The sequence below is a fragment of the Sandaracinus amylolyticus genome (assembly GCF_021631985.1).
GTDB classification, from domain to species: Bacteria; Myxococcota_A; Polyangia; order Polyangiales; family Sandaracinaceae; genus Sandaracinus; species Sandaracinus amylolyticus_A.
Map to the genome: position 1 here is coordinate 6287489 of NZ_CP070225.1, position 15366 is coordinate 6302854.

12 protein-coding genes are annotated in these 15366 nt (G+C 72.9%); 10 read left to right on the forward strand and 2 right to left on the reverse strand.

Features of this window, described 5'->3' with window-relative positions; genetic code table 11:
• Positions 1 to 177 precede the first annotated feature (177 nt).
• The 4 genes from I5071_RS26620 (at position 178) to I5071_RS26635 (ending at position 7500) form a co-directional block, all read left to right on the forward strand.
• The gene (locus I5071_RS26620; protein ID WP_236515655.1) at positions 178 to 3222 is read left to right on the forward strand and encodes a YbcC family protein; all 3045 of its coding nucleotides are present in this window, start codon (positions 178 to 180) and stop codon (positions 3220 to 3222) included.
• A gap of 8 nt (positions 3223 to 3230) precedes the next feature.
• Positions 3231 to 4655 carry an NADH-quinone oxidoreductase subunit L gene (locus I5071_RS26625; RefSeq protein WP_236515656.1) on the forward strand — a complete coding sequence of 475 codons (1425 nt, stop codon included), beginning with the start codon at positions 3231 to 3233 and terminating at the stop codon, positions 4653 to 4655.
• Positions 4652 to 6151 (forward strand): complex I subunit 4 family protein, encoded by a 1500-nt coding sequence (locus I5071_RS26630; protein WP_236515657.1) that lies wholly within the window; start codon positions 4652 to 4654, stop codon positions 6149 to 6151. The genes I5071_RS26625 and I5071_RS26630 overlap by 4 nt, the downstream gene beginning before the upstream one ends.
• An 83-nt stretch (positions 6152 to 6234) precedes the next feature.
• Entirely contained in the window at positions 6235 to 7500 is a 1266-nt protein-coding gene (locus I5071_RS26635) for a porin (RefSeq protein ID WP_236515658.1), read from the forward strand.
• A gap of 45 nt (positions 7501 to 7545) precedes the next feature.
• Here I5071_RS26635 and I5071_RS26640 read toward each other — a convergent pair whose 3' ends face one another.
• Entirely contained in the window at positions 7546 to 8463 is a 918-nt protein-coding gene (locus I5071_RS26640) for a DUF4202 family protein (RefSeq protein WP_236515659.1), read from the reverse strand.
• Positions 8464 to 8630: 167 nt separating this feature from the next.
• Here I5071_RS26640 and I5071_RS26645 point away from each other — a divergent pair, with 167 nt between their 5' ends.
• The 6 genes from I5071_RS26645 to I5071_RS26670 all read left to right on the forward strand — a co-directional run bounded on the left by I5071_RS26645 (position 8631) and on the right by I5071_RS26670 (position 14419).
• Positions 8631 to 9557 carry an MBL fold metallo-hydrolase gene (locus I5071_RS26645; protein WP_236515660.1) on the forward strand — a complete coding sequence of 309 codons (927 nt, stop codon included), beginning with the start codon at positions 8631 to 8633 and terminating at the stop codon, positions 9555 to 9557.
• Positions 9554 to 10669, forward strand: coding sequence for a CgeB family protein (locus I5071_RS26650; protein WP_236515661.1), 1116 nt, complete (start codon positions 9554 to 9556; stop codon positions 10667 to 10669). The genes I5071_RS26645 and I5071_RS26650 overlap by 4 nt, the downstream gene beginning before the upstream one ends.
• A gap of 67 nt (positions 10670 to 10736) precedes the next feature.
• On the forward strand, positions 10737 to 11534 hold the full coding sequence (locus tag I5071_RS26655) for a nucleotidyltransferase family protein (RefSeq protein ID WP_236515662.1): 798 nt from the start codon (positions 10737 to 10739) through the stop codon (positions 11532 to 11534).
• A gap of 8 nt (positions 11535 to 11542) precedes the next feature.
• Positions 11543 to 12367, forward strand: coding sequence for a PIG-L deacetylase family protein (locus tag I5071_RS26660; protein WP_236515663.1), 825 nt, complete (start codon positions 11543 to 11545; stop codon positions 12365 to 12367).
• Positions 12364 to 13413 (forward strand): glycosyltransferase, encoded by a 1050-nt coding sequence (locus tag I5071_RS26665; RefSeq protein WP_236515664.1) that lies wholly within the window; start codon positions 12364 to 12366, stop codon positions 13411 to 13413. The genes I5071_RS26660 and I5071_RS26665 overlap by 4 nt, the downstream gene beginning before the upstream one ends.
• Positions 13403 to 14419 carry a GNAT family N-acetyltransferase gene (locus I5071_RS26670; RefSeq protein ID WP_236515665.1) on the forward strand — a complete coding sequence of 339 codons (1017 nt, stop codon included), beginning with the start codon at positions 13403 to 13405 and terminating at the stop codon, positions 14417 to 14419. The genes I5071_RS26665 and I5071_RS26670 overlap by 11 nt, the downstream gene beginning before the upstream one ends.
• Positions 14420 to 14426: 7 nt before the next feature.
• Here I5071_RS26670 and I5071_RS26675 read toward each other — a convergent pair whose 3' ends face one another.
• Positions 14427 to 15260, reverse strand: coding sequence for an HAD family hydrolase (locus I5071_RS26675; RefSeq protein WP_236515666.1), 834 nt, complete (start codon positions 15258 to 15260; stop codon positions 14427 to 14429).
• Positions 15261 to 15366: the final 106 nt, after the last annotated feature.

The window sequence follows — 15366 nt, forward strand, 5'->3', positions numbered from 1 at the left end:
AGCAGTGCTCGTGCCACGCCCGGATCTGCAACGAACCCGTGCAGATACGGTTAAGTCGGAGGCTGGTTTCCCGGGGAGGTTCTCCCCGCGGGGGAGGATCTCCCCGGGAACGTGCTCGCGATCCTGCGGAGAACACGAGCAAACGTGCGGGCACGATCGATGCTGCAGCGCGGCGCCGTGAGCGCTCCTCCGCGGCCTCTCGCCGATCTCGACACTCTCCTCGACGACGCCCTCGAGCACGCCGCGCATCTCCTTCCGGCGCAGGCGCCGATCGGCGACTTCATCCACCACAACACGCTGCACGCGCTGCAGCACCTCGAGTTCCACGACGCGCTCGCGACCGCGCACGAGACCCACGACGCCGAGGGTTATCTCGCGGAGGACGCGTATCGGAAGGCGTGGCGCGAAGGCCGCATCGAAGATCGCGACGTCGAGCACGCGCTCGCGATGCGCGCGCGCACCGTGCCCGACGAGCGTCTCTCGTTGATCTCGCGGCGCGAGCTCGAGCGCCTCGTGCTCCGACACGGCGTGGACGCGGCCTCGCCCCAGGGGCTGCGGTGGGCCAGCGACGAGCTCGGGGTGACGCGCCGCTTCCGCGACGACGTGCCGAGCGACGTGCGCGCGCGGGTGATCGCGACGACGAAGAGCTGGCTGGGCTCGCTCGAGGCGCGCGACGAGGCCGCGATCGATCGCGTGCTCGCGCCGGTCGCCCGCATCGGTGCGATCCGCGACACGCTCGCCGGCGATCCCGAGGGCGCGGCGGTCGAGACGCTCTGGGCCGCGTGCCGCGCGCTCGCGCCGGTCGGAGAGCCGAGAGAGAGAGAAGCGCTGCTCGCGCGCGTCGGTCACGACCGCACGCTGCGCGATCTGATGGTCGCGATCGGCGCGCCCGATCCCGCGATCCCGGCGAACGGCGAGCTCGTGCGCTTCCTGAGCGCGTTCCTCGACCAGGGCATGGCGCGCTGGCCGATGCCCCACCGCGACGCCGGTCTGCGCGCTTGTTACCGCACGCACCTCGGCATCGCGCCCGCGTTGCTGCCGGCGTGGCTCCGCGCGGTGTCGCGCCGTCTCGACGCGAGCGCGGAGCTCTCGACGAACGCGCTGATCGCGTCGTGCCTCGAGGAGCTCGGCGTCGCGGCCGACGCGTGGCACGACCACGTCGCGCGCGTGCTGCTCGAGCTGCCGGGCTGGAGCGGGATGGTCGCGCGCCTCGAGCGCGTGGAGCGCGACGCGCGGGTGTCGCTGCGCGAGCTGCTGGCGATCCGTCTGGTGCTCGACGTCGAGTGCCTGCGCGAGTCGGCACGGGCGCTCGGGCATCGCGGCGCGCTCGCGCGCCTGCCCGACACGGTGCGGCGCACCTGGAAGAACGACGAGCGTCGGCACGCGCACGACGAGGCGTGGCGGCTCTTCCAGCTCTGCCAGCTCGCAGGGATCGCGGCGCCCGCGCTGCTGCTCGCCGGTGCCGATCACGCGGCGCGCATGGTCGCCGCGCTCGACGACTTCGACGCGATGACGCGACGCCGCGTGCTGCACGAAGCGTTCGAGCACCAGCACGCGCGCGAGGTGCTCGGCGCGCTCGCCGACAACGCGGCACGCCCCGCGGATCCCGCGTTCGGCGCGCCGCGATTCCAGCTCGCGTTCTGCATCGACGATCGCGAAGAAGGGATCCGCCGGCACTTCGAGGCGCTGGGGCCCGATCACCTGACGTTCAGCGTCGCCGGGTTCTTCGGGGTCGCGATGCAGTACCGCGGGCTCGACGATCCCACGGTCACCGCGCTCTGCCCGGTGGTCGTGCGGCCCTCGCATCGCGTCGAGGAGCATCCGCTCGCGGAGCACGCGCCCGCGTCCGAGCGGCGCCGCCGGCTGCGCGCGTGGATGGCGTGGCTGCGCCACGAGATCGGCGACGCGTCGCGCTCGATGACGCGCGGCGCGGCGCTGACGCCGCTCGTGGGTCTGATCGCGGCGCTGCCGCTCGCGGCGCGGGTGCTCTTCCCGCGGCTCGCGCACCGCGCCGTGGAGGCGTTCGAGCGCTGGCTCCTGCCCGGGCCGCGCACCGCGCTCGCCCTCCAGCAGGAGCACCACCACCACGAGCACGATCCCGCGGCGCACGCGCTCGGGTTCACGCTCGCCGAGCGCACCGATCGCGTCGCGGGGACGCTGACGAACCTCGGGCTCACCCGCGGCTTCGCACCGCTCGTGGTGCTGCTCGGGCACGGCGCGACGACGGTGAACAACCCGCACCACTCCGCGTACGACTGCGGCGCGTGCGGCGGTCGCAACGGCGGGCCCAACGCGCGCGCCTTCGCTGCGATGGCGAACGAGCCCGCGGTGCGCGAGGCGCTGCGTGCGCGCGGCATCGACATCCCGATGGGCACGTGGTTCCTCGGCGGCCTGCACGACACCACGACCGACGGCATCACGATCTTCGATCTCGATCTCGTACCGGCGTCGCTCGCGCGAGAGCTCGAGGTGCTGCAGCGCGATCTCGACACCGCGCGCGCACACTCGGCGCACGAGCGCTGCCGCCGCTTCGAGCACGCGCCGGTGCAGCTCGACCCCGCGACCGCGCTCGCGCACGTCGAGGAGCGCGCGGTCGATCTCAGCCAGGCGCGCCCCGAGCTCGGGCACGCGACCAACGCCGCGTGCATCGTGGGGCGTCGCGCGCTGAGCCGCGGGCTCTTCCTCGATCGCCGCGCGTTCCTCGTCTCCTACGACCCGACGGAGGACGATGCGCGCGGCACCGTGCTCGAGCGGATCCTCGCCGCGGTCGTGCCGGTCGGCGCGGGCATCAGCCTCGAATACTACTTCTCGACGGTCGACGACGAGCGCTGGGGCGCGGGCACGAAGCTGCCGCACAACCTCGCGGGCCTCCTCGGCGTGATGGAGGGCACGAGCGGCGATCTGCGCACCGGGCTGCCGCGGCAGATGATCGAGGTGCACGAGCCGGTGCGCCTGCTCTGCGTGATCGAGGCGAGCCCCGACGTCGTGCTCGGCATCGCGGCGCGGCAGCCCGAGGTGAAGGAGCTCGTGACGCGAGGCTGGGTGCGGCTCGCGTGCATGGATCCGAAGACGCACGCAATCTCGTATCTGGGCCCCGATGGGTTCGCGCCGTTCGAGAGCGACGCGGGCGCGCTGCCGGTGGTGGAGCGAGCGATGGACTGGTACCAGGGACGGAGCGGCTTCGTGCCGCCGGCGCGCATCGAGCGCGCGAACGCAGCGTGAGGAGCGTGATGCACTCGTTCGCTCCTTCGGTCTCCGAGCTCCACGTCGTGCTCGGGCTGGTCGTCGCGCTCCCCGCGATCACCGGTCTCGTCCTCGGTGTCGCGATGCTCGCGCGGCGCACGCCGAGCGAGGCCGCGATCGGACGCCTCGTGTCGTGGGCGATCGGGCTCTCGACCGCGCTCTCGGTCGCGCTGACGGGATCGTGGATCGCGCTCGGCGCGCGGGCGCGCGACGTGCACCTCGCGACGTGGTTCGCGGTGCCCGGTCACGCGTTCACGATCGGCGCGCTGCTCGACGGGCTCTCGCTGACGATGACGCTCGTCACGAACGTCATCTGCTTCCTCGTCGCGCGCTTCTCGATTCGCTACCTCCACCGCGAGCCCGGGTATGCGCGCTTCTTCCTGCTGCTCTGCGTGTTCACCACCGGCATGCACGTGCTCGTGCTCGCGGGGAGCTACGACCTGCTCTTCGTCGGATGGGAGCTGGTCGGGCTCGCGTCGGTGCTGCTGATCGCGTTCTTCTCGCATCGCAGCGGCCCGGTGCGCGGCGCCGTGCGCGCGATGATCACGTACCGCGTCGGCGACGTCGGTCTGCTCGTCGCGGGCATCCTGCTCCATCAGGCCGCGGGCTCCGCGGAGTTCGCCGATGCGTTCGCGGGCGGCGCGCAGGACCTCCACCACGCGCACGGCATCGCGAGCGCGACCACGATCGGGCTCGTGCTGCTCGTCGCGGTGCTCGGGAAGTCGGCGCAGCTGCCGCTCGGCGGATGGCTGCCGCGCGCGATGGAGGGACCGACACCCTCGAGCGCGCTGTTCTACGGCGCGCTCTCGGTGCACGCCGGCGTGTACCTGCTCCTGCGCTCCGCGCCGCTCCTCGAGGCCTCGCCCGTCGCGTCGGCCGCGGTCGCGATCGTCGGCGCGCTCAGCGCGGTGCACGCGACGATGGTCGCGCGCACCCAGAGCGACGCGAAGAGCCTGCTCGCCTACGCGACGATCACCCAGGTCGGCCTGATGCTCGTCGAGATCGGGCTGCACCTTTGGACCTGGGCGCTCGTGCACATGGTCGCGCATGCGTTCCTGCGTCTCCTGCAGCTGCTGCGCACGCCCTCGGCGCTGCGCGACGCACAGGAGATCCGCGCGGCGCTCGCCGCGACGCCGACGCCCCGCCCGAGCCTCTGGGCGCGCGTGTTGCCGGCGCCGACGCTCGCGTGGCTGCAGCACCTCTCGATGCGTCGCTTCTTCGTCGACGAGATCCTCGAGCGCTTCGTGGTGGAGCCGGTGATGCGCGCGTCGCGCGCGCTCGATCGCGTCGAGCGACACGGCGTCGCGGCCCTGAGCGGGTGGACGCGCACCAGCGCCGAGCGCGCGCACGTCGAGCCGGCGCGCGCGCGGGTGTCGACCAGCCCGCGCTCGCACGAGGAGACCCTGCCGTGAGCGCGCCCCTGCTGACGATCCTGGTCGCACTGCCCGCGGTGGGCGCCCTCGCGCTGCGCGCGATCCGCGACGACCGCTCGGCGCGCGTCGCGTCGATCGTGGTGGCCGGCGCGACGTTCGCGCTCGCATCGGCGGTCGCCCTCTCCTTCGCGGACGCGCGCGGCGCGCACCTCGTCGAGCTCGGCCCGATCCTGCCCCTGGTCGGCGCGCGCTGGCACCTCGGCGTCGACGGGCTCGCGGCGCCCTTCCTGCCACTCGCGTCGCTGCTCGCGCTCGGCGTGCTGGTCGCTGCGCCGCGCGAGGAGACGGGCCGCGCATCGTCGGCCGCAGTGCTCCTCACGCTCTCGATGACGCTGGGCGTGTACCTCGCGCTCGATCTGCTCCTGCTCACCGCGTTCTGGATCGCGTGCCTCGTGCCGGGCGCGATGGAGCTGCACCGCGCGCGGCGCGCCGACGTGCGCGTGGAGCTCGCGCGCATGATCGACGTGTACCTCGTGCTCGGCTCGCTGCCGATCGTGGCGGCTGCGATCGTGATCGGCGTGTCGCGCGCGAGCGCGGGCATCGAGCTGCCCTTCGATCTCGCGAACGCGTCCGCCGCGCCGATGCCGTCCTCGGGGCAGCATCTCGTATTCGTGCTGCTCGCGCTCGCGGTGCTGATCCGCAAGGCGATCACGCCGTTCCACTCGTGGATGCCGGTGCTGATCGAGCGCGGTCCGATCGGCATCGCGACGATGATCGCGGGCACGCACCTCGGCGCGTTCCTGGTCGCGCGGCTGATGATCCCGCTCCTCCCCGAGGCGGCGGGCGCGGATCTGCCGCTGCTCGCGGGGCTCGCGCTGGTGAGCGCGCTCTACAACGCGTTCGTCGCGCTCTCGCAGCACGACATGCGGCGCATGCTCGGCTTCGTGGTGACGAGCCAGCTCGGCCTCGTGCTGGTGGGCCTCGCCGAGGTCGACTCGAACAGCGTGCACGGCGCGATGCTGCAGATGGTCGCGGTCGCGATCACCACGGCGGGCATGTTGGTGATCGCGGGCGCGATCGGCGCGCGCTGCGGGACGACCGACATGCGGCGCCTGGGCGGGCTCTCGAGCCGCTTCCCGAGCATGGCCGCGGCGTTCTTCCTGCTCGCGCTCGCCGCGATCGGTCTGCCGGGATCGCTGCAGTACGTCGCCGAGGATCTGCTGCTGCACGGCCTGCTCGATGGGCATCCTTTCGTCGCGACGGTGTTGCTCGTGGTGACCGTGCTCAACGGCATCACGCTGCTGCGCGCGTTCTTCACCACGTTCTACGGCCCGGCGCGCGAGCCGCGCCTCGTCGGCGCCGAGGTGCGCGACCTCGTCGCGCGCGAGCGCTTGGTGGTGCTCGCGGCGATCGCGATCGGCCTGGTGTCCGGCCTCGCGCCCGCGCCGCTGCTGCAGGTGCGCGCCGAAGCCGTCCGTGCCCTCGCGATCGCGCCCGCGGCGCACCACGCGACCACGATCGACGCTCCGCACTGAGCTTCCTGAACGTCGCTCCGCGGCACACGCGCGATGCGCGTGGAGGCGCCGCTCCGTCTCCGATCCGCCCACGAGAGGAACCGATGTCCCTGCGTCCTTCCCTCGCGCTGGCACTGGTGCTGGCGTCGTCGGCCTTCGTCCGTCCTGCGTACGCGCAGGAGGAGCCCACCGCCGAGATCGACGTCGCACCAGCGCCGCCCGAGCCCGCGAGCGCGGTGCCCGCGCCGATCGAGCCAGCGCCGCACGACGCGCTCGCCGACGCGCTCACGCTGCACGCGACCGCGCCGGGCGTGGAGCTCGGCTTCTCGCCCGACGAAGGTGCGTTCGTGCGCAACGCCGATCGCTCGTTCTCGCTGCAGATCGGCCTGCTGGTGCAGATGCGCTACCAGCTCTCGTCGACGCCCGACCCAGCGCGCGAGAGCGAGTTCATCGTGCGCATGGTGCGCCCGCAGCTGCGTGGCACCGTGCTCGCGCCGTGGATCCGCTACTTCGTGCAGCCGGAGCTCGCGGGGCAGAGCGCGCGCTTGCTCGATCTCCAGATCGACATCCAGCCGCACGAAGCGATCGGCCTGCGCGCCGGCCAGTTCCTCACGCCCTTCTCGCGCACCTTCACCACGCCGGTGCCGCGCCTGCTCTTTCCCGACTTCTCGATCGCGAACGACGCGTTCCGCGCGGATCGCGACACCGGCGCGATGCTCTTCGGCACGCCCTTCGAGGGCCTGCTCGAGTACTACGTCGGCATCTTCAACGGGAACCGCATCGATCAGGGCGGCAACGACGACGATCAGATGCTCTACATGGCGCGCCTCGTCGCGAGCCCGCTCGGACGCGTGGCGCTCGACGAGACGCCCGCGCTCGCGGCGCACGTGCCCTTCCGCATCTCGTTCGGCGTCAACGGGTACCTCGGCGAGATCACCCGCACCGAAGCGCGCGTCGACGCGACCACCGGGCTGCCGGCCACCGCGACCCTCGGCATCGAGCACCAGCGCACGCTCGGCGCCGACGTCGCGCTGCAGTGGGAGACGCTCGCGCTCCAGGCCGAGCTCTACTACCGCGACGCGACGCTGGTCGACGGCACGACGCGCGACGCGATCGGCGGCTATGCGCACCTCGCGTGGATGTTCTTCCGGCCCTACCTCGAGGTCGCCGCGCGCGTCAGCGTGGTCGATCCCGATCTCGCGAGCGGCGGTGACGTGCAGCGCGTGATCGAAGGGCTGATCAACTTCTACGCGCTCGGCAACCACCTGAAGCTGCAGCTGCGCTACGCGAACACGACCGACGAGCGCCAGCACGAGCCGGCGCGCAACACGATCCACAGCGGCACGCTGCAGGCGCAGCTCTCGTTCTGATCTTCCGAATGATCGCCGCGATCGTTCGGTGCGGCCGAACGATGCTCAGCCGGTCGCTTCGACGGCGCGGAACGGCGCGTCGATGACCTCGGCGACCAGCTGCGCGACGTCGGGGCGCAGCCGCACCTTCGGCAGCTCGGCGAGCGCGCGCGCGCTCATGCGCGCGATGGTGTACGCGACCTTCTTCCGCGCGTGCGTCGTCCCGAAGTAGTCGACGAACCCCGGGCTGTTCAGCGAGAAGAAGCTCAGCGCGTCGGCGTCGTTGATCAGCTGGACCTCGCGCGACGCGCCCGGGGTCTCGCTGCTCTCGACGAGCTGCGCGACCTCGCGCGCGAGCGCCTCGCTCCCGCCGGCCGCGAGCACGATCGCCGCCGCGCGCGGTGCGCCGGCGCGCGCGTGCGCTTCCTTGTACGCGCGGTAGTCCGGCGCGTGTTGCTCGATGCGCGCGTCGGCCTCGCTCTCGAGCCGCTCGACGTCGTGGAAGAGCGCCGCGATCTGGCAGGCCTCGCCCGCACCGGGATCGAGCCGGAGCGCCCACTGCCAGGCGTCGCGCGCGTGATCGAGATCGGCGCGCACCAGCGGGCGCGAGAGATCGTGCAGCGCCGCGTGCGCATCGAGGACGCGATCGAAGCGCGCGGTCGCGCTGGCCGCGTTGCGACGCTCGATGCGGCGCTGCGCGCGCGTGAGCACCTCGCTCGCGAAGCGCGCCGCGTGTCGCGCCGGCGCGCGGATCACGAGGGGACGACCGGCGTCCACCGCGGCGTCGACGTGGCGATCGAACGCCCAGAAGTCGAAGCGCGGGGACACCCACGCGTCGTGGTCGACGTCCGGCTCGTCGAGGCTCGCACCGCGCGTCGCCGGGACGCGCACGACCGACACCTTCACGCTCGAGAAGTCGCGCTCGAGCTGCGCGAGCTCCACGTTGGCGACGCCTTCGATCTGGAGCGTGAGAGTGGACAGCACACTGCGCTGCATGGGCGCGCGCAGGTCGCAACGCGCATGCCCGCTGCACCGCGCCTCGCGCCGCAGCTCACACGTTCGTCTCTCGCCCTAGAACGAGGTCAATTCCGCGTGATCGTGCAGTTCGGGCATGTGTCGCGATGCCCCAGCTGAGGCGCGCGCGTGACGCAATGCACGCGAGTCCGTCGGTGTGGCCCGAGGGCACGAGCGCTGCACCACGCCGCGCACCGATGCGCGCGCACCACTTCGCCGCAGGCACGATGTGCCCGCGAGGACGTCGACTGATCCAGGGCTCGGGGCCCCTCACGGATCGCGCCGACATCGTCTGTCACTGCGTCCTGCTCGAGCTCCCCGATCGTCTCGTGCTCGTGGACACCGGGCTCGGGCGCTCGGACGTGCAGCACCCCGATCGGATGTCGCGCACGATGCGAACGCTGCTGCAGCCGCGCCTCTCGCTCGACGACACCGCGCACTCGCGCATCCGCGCCCTCGGCTTCGATCCCCGTGACGTGCGCGACATCGTCATCACCCACCTCGACTTCGATCACGCAGGTGGGCTCTCCGACTTCCCGAGCGCGCGCGTGCACGTCTACGCGACCGAGCACGACGCCGCGATGGAGCGCACCACGCGCATGGGGGGCCGTCGTTATCGACCCGCGCAGTGGTCGCACGGGCCCGACTGGGTGCTCTACGAGACGCGCGGCGACGCGTGGTTCGGGTTCGAGGCGGTGCGCGAGCTCGAGGGGCTCTCGCCCGACATCCTGATGATCCCGCTCTTCGGGCACACCCCGGGGCACTGCGGGATCGCGTTCGAGGTGAACGGTCGATGGCGCCTGCACGCGGGCGACGCGTACTTCTTCCACGGCGAGATCGACCCGCGCGAGCCGCACTGCCCGCCCGCGCTGCTCGCCTACGAGGCGCTGATGGACGCCGATCGCGAGGCGCGCCTCGGCAACCAGGATCGGCTGCGCAAGCTCGTGCTCGATCACGCCGATCGCGTCGACGTGTTCTGCGCGCACGATCCCGTCGAGCTCGCGCGCATGCCCAAGGCGGCCGTCGCGCGCCGCCGCACCGAACGCCTGGAGGCGCGTCGATGAAGATCGTCGTGTTCGGGCTCTCGATCTCGAGCGCGTGGGGCAACGGCCACGCGACGCTCTGGCGTGGCCTCGTGCGCGCGCTCGACGCGATGGGGCACGAGGTCGTCTTCTTCGAGAAGGACGTCCCGTACTACGCGCAGCACCGCGACGTCGACAAGCTCACGGGGCGCAGCCGTCTCGTGCTCTACGCCGAGCTCGCGCACGTCGAGACCCAGATCCGCAATCACTTCCGCGACTGCGACGTCGCGATGGTCACGTCGTACTGCCCCGAGGGCGCGCTGCTCTGCGAGCGCGTGCTCGCCTCGAGCGCGAGCGTGCGCGCGTTCTACGATCTCGACACGCCGGTCACGCTCGAGCGCCTGCACGCGGGCGAGCGCGTGCCCTACCTGCCCTCGCAAGGGCTCGGCGGGTTCGATCTCGTGCTGAGCTACACCGGAGGGCGCGCGCTCGACGCGCTCCGTCGCGAGCTCGGCGCGCGACGCGTCGCGCCGCTCTACGGCAGCGTCGATCCCGACGTGCACGCGCCCGCGCCGCCGCGGCGCGAGTGGAAGGGCGACTTCTCGTATCTCGGCACCTACGCCGCGGATCGTCAGGCTGCGCTCGACGCGCTCTTCCTCGCGCCGGCGCGCGCGCGGCCCGATCTGAAGTTCGTGATCGGCGGCTCGATGTACCCCGAGGGATTCCCTTGGAGCTCCAACATCTGGTACGTCGCGCACGTCCCGCCGCCGCACCATCCCGCGTTCTACGCGAGCTCGCCGCTCACGCTGAGCGTCACGCGCGGGCCGATGAAGGAGATGGGCTGGTGTCCGTCGGGGCGGCTCTTCGAGGCCGCCGCGTGCGGCGTGCCGGTGCTCAGCGACGAGTTCGCGGGGCTCGAGGAGTTCTACACGCCGGGCTCGGAGATCCTCGTCGCGGAGGACGGCGACGACGCGATCGGCGCGATCGAGCGACCGCGCGAAGAGCTCGCACGGATCGCGCGCCGCGCCCGAGAGCGGACGCTCGCCGAGCACACCGCGACGAACCGTGCGCGCGAGCTGATCGCGCGTCTCGAGGAGGCCCGCAGGCCGATCGTGCACGCAGCGCCGGACGAGCGGCGCGCTGCCGGGGCGTGACGCGCAGCCCTCGCGTGCTCGAGGGCATCGACACGGGCGCGTGTGTCGCGCTCACCGAGGAGGATCGATGACCTGGGGAATCGTGCCCGCGGCCGGGCTCGGCAGTCGGATCCAGCCGCTCGCGTTCTCGAAGGAGCTCCTGCCCGTCGGCAGCCGTCTCGAGGGAGGCATCGAGCGCCCGCGCGCGGTGAGCGAGTACCTCGTCGAGCGCATGATGATCGGCGGCGCGACGAAGATCTGCTTCGTCATCTCGCCGGGCAAGAGCGACATCGTCGAGTACTACGGCGGGCGCGTCGGAGGCGCGCCGGTCTGCTACGTCGTGCAGCCCGAGCCCAAGGGGCTCTGCGACGCGATCTTCCAGTCGCTGCCGCTGATCTCCGACGACGAGCCGGTGATCGTCGGGCTGCCCGACACCGTGTGGTTCCCCGAGAACGCACTGCGCGCGCTGCCCGACGACGAGCTCTCGTTCCTGTGCTTCCCGGTCGACGAGCCGCAGCACTTCGACGCGGTGGTGAGCGACGAGAAGGGTGCGGTGCGCGAGATCCAGGTGAAGCGCGCCGACGCATCGAGCCGGTGGATCTGGGGCGCGTTCAAGATGCCGGGGCGCGTGCTCTCGGAGCTCCACACGCTCTGGGAGGAGCCCGATCGCGGCGATCCCTACGTGGGCACGCTGGTGAACGAGTGGCTCGCGCGCGGCGGTCGTGCGCGCGCGGTGCACGCGGGCACGGGCTACGTCGACGTGGGCACGCTGCACGGCTATCGCGACGCGCAGCGCCTGCTCGACGGTCGTGCGCGCGAGGGCGCGCCTCGTCCTTTCGCTGCGTCGGCGCGCGTGCCCGGGCTCGCGTCGTCGGCGTCGCGCTGACGACACACATGCCGGTCGACGCGCTGCTCGACGCGCTCGTGCGCGGCGATCCGATCGCCGGGGTGTGCGTGGTCGTCGCGCACCCCGACGACGAGACCGCGTTCGCCGGGCTGTGCCTCGCCGATCGCGCCGATCACCTGCACCTCGTCCATCTCACCGATGGCGCACCGGTCGACTCGTGGTTCGCGCACAACGCGGGGTGCACGACGCGCGAGGCCTACGCCGCGCTGCGCGCGCGCGAGCTCGACGGAGCGCTCGCGGAGCTCGGGCTCGAGCGGGCCCGCCGGACCCCGCTCGGTGCACGCGATCAGGAGGCCGCCGACGCGCTGCCCGATCTCGCGCGCGAGATCGCGCGGATCGTCGCGCACCAGAGGCCCGCGCTGGTGATCACCCACGCGTACGAGGGGGGTCATCCCGATCACGATGCAGCGGCGTTCGCGGTGCGCGCCGCGCTCCGTCTGCTGCCCGCCGACGTCGCGCGCCCGGCGCTCGCGGAGATGGCCTCGTACCACGCCGGCGAAGGAGAGCGCCTCGCGCGCGGGTTCTTGCCGCGGCCCACCGATGCGCGACGTCGGGCCCGCACGGCCACGCACGAGGAGCGCGCGCGGAAGCGTCGCGCGCTCGATCGGTTCGTGTCGCAGCGCGAGGTGCTGCGCGCGCTCGATCCCGACGGCGAGCTGTTCCGTCCCGCGGCGATCGAGGACTTCGGCGCGCCGCCGCACGAAGGAACGCTCCACTACGAGCGCCATCGCTGGCGACTCGATGGCGCGGCGTTCCGCGCACGGGTGGCGCGCGCCGCGTCGGCCCTCGGCGTGCAGACGGTGCTCCCGTGAACGTGCTCTCGATCTCGTACGCGCTCGCGCCGGTGGACGCCGACGCGGTCGGCGGCGCGGAGGTGGTGCTCGCGCAGATCGACGCCGCGCTGGTGCGCGCGGGCCACGGATCGATCGTGATCGCGCCCGCGGGATCGCGGGTCCGAGGGGCGCTCGTCGCGACACCGGCGGTCCCCGACGTGATCGACGATGCAGCCCGCGAGCGTGCGATCGACGCGAGCCGGCGCGCGGCGGAGTACGCGCTCGCGACGTTCGCGATCGACGTGGTGCTCGCGCACGGGCTCGACTTCGAGGCGACGCTGCCCGCGACGAGCGTGCCGATCGTCGTGGTGCTCCACATGCCGATCTCGTTCTACGCGCCGGGCGTGCTGGAGCGCGCGGCCGCGCGGGAGAACGTGCAGCTCGTGTGCGTCTCGCGCTCGCAGGCGGCCGACGTGCCGAGCGTGATCCGAGCGCGGGTGCGCGTGGTGGAGAACGGCATCGACCTCGCGCGCTACGCGCCGCGCGCGCGCAAGCACGGATATGCGCTCGCGCTCGGCCGGGTGTGCCCCGAGAAGAACCTGCCCGCCGCGATCGCCGGCGCGCGTCACGCCGGCGTGCCGCTGCTGATCGCCGGCGCGGTGTTTCCCTACGAAGCGCACGAGCGTCACTTCCGCGAGGCGATCGCGCCCGAGCTCGGGCGTGACGTGCGCTGGCTCGGTCCGGTGCAGGGCGCGCGCAAGCGGCGCCTGCTCGCGGGCGCGCGCTGCGTGCTGGTCCCGAGCCTCGTCGCGGAGACGAGCTCGCTCGTCGCGATGGAGGCGCTCGCGTCGGCCACCCCGGTGATCGCGTACCCGAACGGCGCGCTCGCGGACGTGGTCGAGGACGGACGCACCGGCTTCTTGGTGAACGATGCGCGCGCGATGGGCGACGCGATCGCGCGCCTGCACGAGATCGATCCGCGCGTGTGTCGCGCCGCGGCGGAGGCGCGCTTCGATCTCGCCCGCACGAGCGCGCGCTGGATCGATCTGCTCGTGCAGCGTCGCGAGGGCGAGCGTGCCGCGTGAGCTCGAGCTCGCGCGCGCCGAGCCGGCGCTGCGGGCGACGTGGATCGACGATCCCGACGCGCTGACCGCGATCACACGCGAGTGGGACGCGCTCTGCGATGCATGCCCGTGGTCCTCGCCGTTCCTGCGGCCGACGTGGGTGATCCCGGCGCTGCGGCACCTCGGCCAGCAGGCGCGCGTGATCGTCGTACGGCGCGAGCGCGCGCTCGCCGGCGTGCTCCCGCTCGCGGCGCTCGAGCGCGAGCCCGGCACCTGGGTGCTCGCGGGGACGGGGCCGAGCGACGCGCTCGATCTGATCGCGCGCGAGCACGATGCCCGCATGGTCGCCCGGGTCGCGCTCGAGGCCGTGCACGCGCGCGGCGAGTGGCGTGCCCTCGAGCTGCACGAGCTCGCGGAGTCGTCCCCACTGCTCGCCGCCGCGCGCGCCGGGCACGCCGGGCGTGTGATCGTCGACGACGCGCTCTCGGTCTCGCCCGTGCTCACCTGGCCCGAGCCCGCGCGCACGCTCGACGACGTGCTCGCCGCGTCGTGGGCGCGCCGCGTTCGTTACGACCGCCGGCGCGCCGCACGCGAGTCGATCGTGCCGGAGATCGCGCGAGGCGAGCACGTCGACGAGGCGCTGCACGCATGGCGCACGAACCACGAGGCGCGCTGGGCCGCGCGCGGCGAGGCCGGCGCGCTCGTCGGGCGCCACACGTTCCTCGACGAGGCGGTGCGCGCGCTGCTGCGCGAGGGACGCGCCGAGCTCTGCTCGCTGCGCGCGAACGGCGCGCTCGCGGCGTCGTACCTCGTGCTGCGCGAGGGCACGTGGGCCGGGCTCTACCTCGGCGGCTTCGATCCCGCGCTCGCGCGATCGAGCCCGCTCGTCGTGCTGATCGCGGAGATCGTCGAGCGCCTCGCGCGAGAAGGCGTGCGCGCGTTCGACTTCCTGCGCGGGGCCGAGCCCTACAAGTACCAATGGGGCGCGCAGGATCGCGTGCTCCGCCGCGTGCGCGTGGAGCCATGAACGGCGGTCACAGCCAGCGGTGCACCACCTCGGCGACGCCTCCGCCGTTCTCGCTCGTCGCGCGCAGCACCTCGTTCGCGTGCCGCTTCACGTCCTGGGGCGCATGCCCCATCGCGAACGAACGACCCGCCCACGCGAACGCGGAGATGTCGTTGTACCAGTCGCCCACGTACGCGACGTCGGTGCGCCGCACCCCGAGCCGCGCCGCGAGCGCCGAGAGCCCCGCGCTCTTCGTGCAGCCGCGCGCCTGCACGCGCACGCCCCACACTTCATCGCTGCCCATCGGAAACGCGACCGCGCCGGCCGAGGGCGGTAGCGACTGTCCGAGCTCGTCGAGCGCGTTGCCCGCGACGTCGCGATTGCCGATCCCGAGCACGATCGCCACGTCGCGCAGCTCGGGCCACGCGAGCTCTTCGGGCGCGTGCAGACGCAGCTCGGGTGACCAGCCGATCACCCATGGCGCGAGCGACTCCGCGCCTCGCCGGGCGTGGATCGCCTCGTGCGTGAGCACGAAAGGCGTGAGCCTCCGATCGGAGAACACCGTGAGCGCCGCCCGCGTGGCCTTGCCGGGAAGGCTCTTGCGCGCGATCAGCTCGCCCGTCGCGGGCTGCACCAGCTGCGCGCCGTCCGCGCACACGATCGGTGTGTCGATGCCGACCTCGCGCGCGGTCGGAAGCGCGCCGGAGGCGATGCGTCCGGTGACGATCGTGACGTACACACCCGCGGCGCGTGCTTCGCGGATCGCCGCGAGGTCCTCGGGCGCCACGGTGCGGTCGTCCTTCAACAGCGTGCCGTCGAGATCGACGGCGAGGATGCGATGTCGCGGTGCGGAGGCGTTCACGAGTACCTCGGCGCGGAACCACGTTCCGCGAGTCTCGCCAGCACGCCGGTCTCGCTTCCCGTTCGCGGTCTTCCCAAGTGCCTCGGAGACGACCCCAGGGAACTAC